Origin of the sequence: Mesorhizobium sp. M4B.F.Ca.ET.089.01.1.1, assembly GCF_004022605.1 — a bacterium.
In the GTDB taxonomy this organism is placed as follows: domain Bacteria; phylum Pseudomonadota; class Alphaproteobacteria; order Rhizobiales; family Rhizobiaceae; genus Mesorhizobium; species Mesorhizobium abyssinicae.
On sequence record NZ_RZOS01000350.1, the window covers coordinates 1 to 6,263 of the forward strand.

Here is a 6,263-nt window from a genome sequence, read left to right on the forward strand (position 1 = left end):
CTACACGCCGTTCGGCTTCTCCGACTGGCAGACCGAGGTTTCGGCGATCAAGAAGTTCGGCTCGGCCGGCAAAAAGACGGCTGTCGTCTCGACCGTCAACGGCGACGCCAACGTGCCGTTCTACAAGGAACTCGGCAACCAGGGCATCAAGGCCGAGGACATCCCGGTCATGGCCTTCTCGGTCGGCGAGGAAGAACTGGCCGGCCTCGACACCGGTCCGCTGGTCGGCCATCTCGCCGCGTGGAACTATTTCGAGAGCATCGACACGCCCGAGAACAAGAAGTTCATCGACGACTGGCACAAGTTCATCAAGAGCGACAAGCGCACCACCAACGACCCGATGGAAGCCCACTATATCGGCTTCAACATGTGGGTGAAGGCGGTCGAGAAGGCCGGCACCACAGATCCGGACAAGGTCATTGACGCCATGGTCGGCGTCTCGGTGCCGAACCTGACCGGCGGCTATTCGACCATGATGCCGAACCATCACATCACCAAGCCGGTGCTGATCGGCGAGATCCAGGCCGACGGCCAGTTCGAGACCGTCTCGCAGACGCCGGGCCTCGTGATGGGCGACGAATGGTCGGATTACCTGCCTGACTCCAAGGACCTGATCTCAGATTGGCGCGCGCCTCTGGCCTGCGGCAACTTCAACGTTGCCACCGGCAAGTGCGGCGGCAAGGGAACCAACTGATCGAGGTCTGGGCCGCCAAGGCCCATGGCCAGGTCTGGGCCGCCAGGCCCATGGCCAGGTCCGGACCTTGGCCCGTAACCTCCCGGGTCTGATTGGTCGCGGGCCTCTCCGCGACCGGGACCGCAGCCGGGCGGGCTCGACCTCCAGCCCGCCCGGACACCAAGCTCAATCCCTCTGGGAGCCACCTGAACCGATGATCCTGATCCGCGCGATTGGCCTGACGCTGCTGCTGGTGATGGCAAGCCTGTTGCCGTCCAGCGCCGCCGAAGCCGATCTTCGCGCCGTCATCGCCAAATTCGCCACCGCCGCGAATTTCTCCGCCACCGAGGCCGTGGTGCGCGAGCTTGCAGCCACCGGCGATCCCGCGGTCGAGCCGCCGCTTTCGGCGCTCGCCGACGGCAATCTCTATATCCGCAAGGCCGACTCCCAGGTCTTCGTCGGCAAGGACGCCGGCGACGGCATCGACCTGCTCGATCCGCTGAGCGGCGAGAAGTCAGCCTCGGCGGCCAAGACCGACCTCACCAAGATCAAGGTCAACAACGGCTTGCGCCGCGTCATCCGCGATGCGCTCGGCACGCTGACGCTGCGCGCCACGGACCCGGCCGTGCGCATCGCCGCCGCCGCCACCATGTTCAAGACGCCCGACGCCGCGAACATCGAGCCGCTCGATGCGGCCATCGCTGCTGAAACGGATGCAAGCGTCAAAGCGCTGTTCGAACAGGCCCGCGCGGCTTCGGTCCTCGTCTCGGACAGGCCAGAGGACGATAAGCTCGCCGCGATCGCCCTGATTGCCGCGCGCGGCGACCGCGACGCGGTTTCGCTGCTCACCTCGGTCGAGGCGAACTCCCAGGGCGCGGTCAAGGACGCGGCATCGTCCGCGATCGCCGCCATCAATTCGACGCTGGCGCTGTGGGATGCCGGCCAGAACATCTGGTACGGAATTTCGCTGGGTTCGGTGCTGCTGCTCGCGGCCATCGGCCTTGCCATCACCTTCGGCGTCATGGGCGTCATCAACATGGCGCATGGCGAGATGGTGATGCTCGGCGCCTACACGACCTTCGTCGTCCAGCAGGTGATCCGCACGTCGTTCCCCGGCCTGTTCGACTGGTCGCTGGTCATCGCGCTGCCGCTTGCCTTCCTGGTTGCCGCACTCGTCGGCCTCGCCATCGAGCGCGGCGTCATCCGCTTCCTCTACGGCCGGCCGCTGGAGACGCTGCTTGCGACCTGGGGAGTCTCGCTGATCCTGCAGCAGGCGGTGCGGACCATTTTCGGGCCGACCAACCAGGAGGTCGGCAATCCGTCCTGGATGTCGGGCTCGTTCGACATCGGGCAACTGGCCATCACCTGGAACCGGCTGTGGATCCTGGTCTTCGCGCTCCTGGTGTTCGGCGTGCTGCTCTACGTCATGAAGCGCACCCCCTGGGGCCTGCGCATGCGCGCAGTCACCGCCAACCGCCGCATGGCCGCTTCCATGGGCATCAGGACGCCCTGGGTCGACGCGCTGACCTTCGCGCTCGGCTCGGGCATCGCCGGCATCGCCGGCGTCGCGCTCAGCCAGATCGACAACGTCTCGCCCAATCTCGGCCGCGGCTACATCATCGACAGCTTCATGGTCGTCGTCTTCGGCGGCGTCGGCAATCTGTGGGGCACGCTGGTCGGCGCCTTCTCGCTCGGCATCGTCAACAAGGTCCTCGAGCCCTATGCCGGCGCCGTGCTCGGCAAGATCGTCGTGCTGGTGCTGATCATCCTGTTCATCCAGAAGCGCCCGCGCGGCCTGTTCGCGCTCAAGGGCCGGGCGGTGGAAGCATGATCGCGCAACGCCTCTTCGGCGGCGACCGCCGCATCGCCATCACGGTTCTCATCTTGCTCGCGGCGGCGGTCCTCGTGCCGTTGCTCAACCTCGCCGTTTCGCCGGCAAGCGCCTTCTACGTGCCGTCCTATATCGTCGCGCTGGTCGGCAAATATCTCTGCTACGCGCTGCTTGCCTTGGCGCTCGATCTCGTCTGGGGCTATTGCGGCATCCTCTCGCTCGGCCATGGCGCCTTCTTCGCGCTCGGCGGCTATGCGATGGGCATGTACCTGATGCGCCAGATCGGCTCGCGCGGCGTCTACGGCAACCCCATCCTGCCGGACTTCATGGTGTTCCTGAACTACAAGCAACTGCCCTGGTTCTGGTACGGCTTCGACCATTTCTGGTTCGCAGCGCTGATGGTGCTTGCCGTGCCCGGCCTGCTCGCCTTCGTCTTCGGCTGGTTCGCCTTCCGCAGCCGCGTCACCGGCGTCTACCTCTCGATCATCACCCAGGCGATGACCTATGCACTGCTGCTCGCCTTCTTCCGCAACGACATGGGTTTCGGCGGCAACAACGGCCTGACCGACTTCAAGGACATCCTCGGCTTCAACGTGCAGGCCGATGCGACGCGCTCGGCGCTGTTCGCGGCCAGCGCCATGACGCTTGCACTCGCCGTTCTGCTGACCTCGGCGATCGTGCGTTCAAAGTACGGCAAGCTCCTGATGGCGGTGCGCGATGCCGAAAGCCGCACCCGCTTCCTTGGCTGGCGGGCCGAGAACGTCAAGCTGTTCGCCTTCACCGTGTCGGCGATCATGGCCGGCATCGCCGGCGCGCTGTATGTGCCGCAGGTCGGCATCATCAATCCCGGCGAGTTCGAGCCGTCCAACTCGATCGAGGTGGTGATCTGGGCGGCCGTCGGCGGGCGCGGCACCATTGTCGGCCCGATCGTCGGCGCCCTGCTCGTCAATGCCGGCAAGTCCTGGTTCACCGGCGTGCTGCCCGAATTCTGGCTGTTCGCGCTGGGCGGACTGTTCGTCGCCGTCACACTGTTGTTGCCCAAGGGCATCGTCGGCATGTGGGACAGCTGGCGCGGCAAGGCCAGAGCACTGCGCGCGGCCTCGCTCGCCGCGGAAGTCGGCAGTGATCCGCAGGAGCCGCAGCCGAAGATCGTACGCAGCGCCGCAAGGTCGCCGGGCTCATGGTCGGCCTCCGGCCCCGAACCGCAGCCGGCGGAGTGACCGATCATGAGCAAGTCGCACACCATCCTCTATCTCGACGGCGTCTCGGTCTCCTTCGACGGCTTCCGCGCCATCAACAATCTGTCGCTGGTGCTCGACAAGGGCGAGATGCGGGCGATCATCGGCCCCAACGGCGCCGGCAAGACGACGATGATGGATATCGTCACCGGCAAGACGCGGCCGGATGAGGGCGAGGTCTTTTTCGACGGCCAGGTCGATCTCACCCGGCATGACGAGGCCGAGATCGCCATGATGGGCATCGGCCGAAAATTCCAGAAGCCGACCGTCTTCGAGAGCCACACCATCGAAGAGAATCTGATGCTGGCGCTGAAGGGGCCGCGTTCGATCTTCCCGGCGCTGTTCCATCGCCGCTCGACGGCGGACGTGCGGCGCATCGACGACATCCTCGGCATCATCCGTCTGGGCGACAAGCGCGACGAGCTCGCCGCCAATCTCAGCCACGGCCAGAAGCAATGGCTGGAGATCGGCATGCTGCTGGCGCAGGACCCGAAACTGCTGCTGGTCGACGAGCCGGTCGCCGGCATGACCGATGCCGAAACCGTGGAGACGGCGCGCCTGCTCAAGGATATCGCCCGCGACCATTCGGTGATCGTCGTCGAGCACGACATGCATTTCGTGCGCGAGCTCGGCGTCAAGGTCACCTGCCTGCACGAGGGCTCGGTTCTGTCGGAAGGCACGCTCGATTTCGTCTCGGCCGACGAGCGTGTCGTCGAAGTCTATCTGGGGCGCTGAGCATGGTCTGGCGGGTTCCCTTCCATCGTTTCGACCTTGCCTTCCTCAAGCGTTGGAGGAGACGCTGACCATGCTCGAAGTCTCCAATGCCACGCTGCACTACGGCGCCGCCCAGGCGCTGCGCGGCGTTTCGCTGAAGGCCGGCGCCGGCAAGATCACTTGCGTGCTCGGCCGCAACGGCGTCGGCAAGACCAGTTTGATGAGATCGATCGTCGGCCACCACCGGCTGACGAGCGGAAGCGTTGCCTTCGAGGGGAAGGCGCTCGACCGGAGCGCGGCGTATGACCGCGCCCGGTCGGGCATCGCATTCGTGCCGCAGGGCAGGGAGGTCTTCCCGCTGCTCACGGTACGCGAGAACCTGGAGACCGGCTTCGCGCCGCTGAAACGCGCCGACCGCAACATTCCAGCGCACGTCTTCGAGCTGTTTCCGGTGTTGAAGCAGATGCTCGGCCGGCGCGGCGGCGATCTCTCCGGTGGCCAGCAGCAGCAGCTCGCCATCGGCCGGGCGCTGGTGATGCGGCCGAAGCTGCTGGTGCTCGACGAGCCGACCGAAGGCATCCAGCCCTCGATCATCAAGGACATCGGCCGCGCCATCCGTTACCTGCGCGACCAGGCCGGCATTGCCGTGCTGCTCGTCGAGCAATATCTCGACTTCTGCCGCGAGCTCGCCGACGAGGTCAACATCATGGACCGCGGCCAGATCGTCCACACCGGCCCGGCCGAAGATCTCGACCGCGCGGATGTTCGGAAGTTCCTGACGGTGTAGCTGCCTTTTCGTCATCCTTGGGCGGAGCAAGGAGCGAAGCGACGCGGCGCAGACCCCAGGGTCCATGCCGTTACCTCTGCCGAATGGTGCAGCGGTACAGAATAGAATGATTGCTCAGCGCCCCAACCATTCCCAATTCTGCGCCGTTAGTGGCGCTTCCAAGTAACGGCATGGATCCTAGCGTCTTCGCTCCGCTTCGCGTCGCTGCGCCCAAGGATGACGAAGTGTTCGGCAGCTCTGGCGCGTTTAATGCCGCATGCTAGTCTTTTCTTGGCCTTGGTGAGTCGGCCGCTTTCCGTACCAGTCGCGAATGAGGGGGAAGGCGCGGGCCCAGCCGGCAAGTTCCACGCAAGCAAGCAGGCCTAGCTTCCCCGCAGTGATTGTCGGTCAATGCGTCCAAAAGACTCTTGCCAGGGGAAAGGCGATGGATCGTTTTGTGGAGGACTACCAGAAGCGACGCCTCACCGAGCGCGTCGACATCATCACCGCCATCAACATCCTGAGGTCGCAGGGCTACGATCCGGACGAGCTGATTGGTGAAATGACCAAGGTTTTCTACGTCGACCTCGATGCCTACAACGAGGTGATGGCGCACTGAAGCGAAGGCAGGCCGGGCGCTAGCTCGCGCGCCGCAGCGTCGCGGCAAGCACGCGGTTGCGGCCGCTCCGCTTGGCGGCATAAAGCGCCTTGTCGGCGGCGCTCAGCACCTTGTCGAAGCTGGTGCCGTCCTGGCTGCCGAAGGCGTAGCCGGCGCTGACGGTGCAGGACAGCGGGCGCGTCTCGGTTTCGATGCGGCGCGCCGCGAACGATGCGCGGATGCGCTCGGCGGCGAACTCCACCTTTTCCGGCAAGGTGCGCTTGAGCACCAGCGCGAATTCCTCGCCGCCAAGGCGCGCGGCGGCATCGGTTGGCTGAAGATTGGCGGCGAGTTCCTCGGCGAATACTTTCAGCACCGCGTCGCCGGCGGCATGGCCGAATTCGTCGTTGATCGCCTTGAAGCCGTCGAGGTCGAACACCACC

General features: G+C 65.3%; 7 protein-coding genes. 6 read left to right on the plus strand and 1 reads right to left on the minus strand.

Annotated elements, in window-relative coordinates:
• From EN780_RS25250 to EN780_RS25275, 6 genes are all read left to right on the plus strand, one after another.
• Nucleotides 1-694 (plus strand): transporter substrate-binding protein (locus EN780_RS25250; protein ID WP_145971001.1); only part of this gene is annotated, 694 nt, incomplete at its 5' end.
• A 193-nt stretch (nt 695-887) separates the two neighbouring features.
• Nucleotides 888-2,504 (plus strand): urea ABC transporter permease subunit UrtB, encoded by a 1,617-nt coding sequence (gene urtB / locus EN780_RS25255; RefSeq protein WP_128275644.1) that lies wholly within the window; start codon nt 888-890, stop codon nt 2,502-2,504.
• On the plus strand, nt 2,501-3,724 hold the full coding sequence (gene urtC, locus EN780_RS25260) for an urea ABC transporter permease subunit UrtC (protein WP_128275645.1): 1,224 nt from the start codon (nt 2,501-2,503) through the stop codon (nt 3,722-3,724). The genes urtB and urtC overlap by 4 nt, the downstream gene beginning before the upstream one ends.
• Before the next feature lie 6 nt (nt 3,725-3,730).
• Nucleotides 3,731-4,477, plus strand: coding sequence for an urea ABC transporter ATP-binding protein UrtD (urtD, locus tag EN780_RS25265; RefSeq protein WP_127310829.1), 747 nt, complete (start codon nt 3,731-3,733; stop codon nt 4,475-4,477).
• 70 nt (nt 4,478-4,547) lie between these two features.
• The gene (urtE, locus tag EN780_RS25270) at nt 4,548-5,243 is read left to right on the plus strand and encodes an urea ABC transporter ATP-binding subunit UrtE (RefSeq protein ID WP_128275646.1); all 696 of its coding nucleotides are present in this window, start codon (nt 4,548-4,550) and stop codon (nt 5,241-5,243) included.
• Between the two features lie 424 nt (nt 5,244-5,667).
• Nucleotides 5,668-5,841: a hypothetical protein gene (locus EN780_RS25275; protein ID WP_127284540.1), complete on the plus strand. Its 174-nt coding sequence runs from the start codon at nt 5,668-5,670 to the stop codon at nt 5,839-5,841.
• 19 nt (nt 5,842-5,860) lie between these two features.
• Here EN780_RS25275 and EN780_RS25280 read toward each other — a convergent pair.
• The coding region (locus tag EN780_RS25280; RefSeq protein ID WP_133372710.1) for a GGDEF domain-containing protein at nt 5,861-6,263 on the minus strand (403 nt) is incomplete at its 5' end.